The 506-nt window shown below is 63.8% G+C and carries 1 protein-coding gene; it reads right to left on the minus strand.

Features of this window, described 5'->3' with window-relative positions:
• Positions 1 to 506: zinc-binding dehydrogenase (locus tag NKH30_RS33115; protein WP_352998173.1), on the minus strand; the 506-nt coding region annotated here is incomplete at both ends.

The raw sequence follows: 506 nt of genomic DNA on the forward strand, positions 1-506 counted from the left end.
ACCACGCTCCTGATCGACTTGCCTTCATGCATCAGGTCAAAGCCCTTGTTGATGTCCTCGAGCTTCAGCGTGTGGGTGATCATCGGATCGATCTCGATCTTGCCGGCCATGTACCAGTCGACGATCTTCGGCACGTCGGTGCGGCCGCGCGCGCCGCCGAAGGCGGTGCCCATCCAGGTGCGGCCGGTGACGAGCTGGAACGGCCGCGTCGAGATCTCCTGGCCGGCGCCGGCAACGCCGATGATGACCGACTTGCCCCAGCCGCGGTGCGAGGCTTCCAGCGCCTGCCGCATGACTTTGGTGTTGCCGGTGCAGTCGAACGTGTAGTCGGCGCCGCCGATCTGGTCGGCGCCGCGCTTGGTCATGTTGACGAGATGGGCCACGACATCGCCGTCGATCTCCTTCGGATTGACGAAATGCGTCATGCCGAATTTCTCGCCCCATTCCTTCTTGTCGTTGTTCAGGTCGACGCCGATGATCATGTCGGCGCCGGCAAGGCGCAGGCC

This window comes from Mesorhizobium sp. M1273, from assembly GCF_040318195.1.
Lineage (GTDB): Bacteria > Pseudomonadota > Alphaproteobacteria > Rhizobiales > Rhizobiaceae > Mesorhizobium.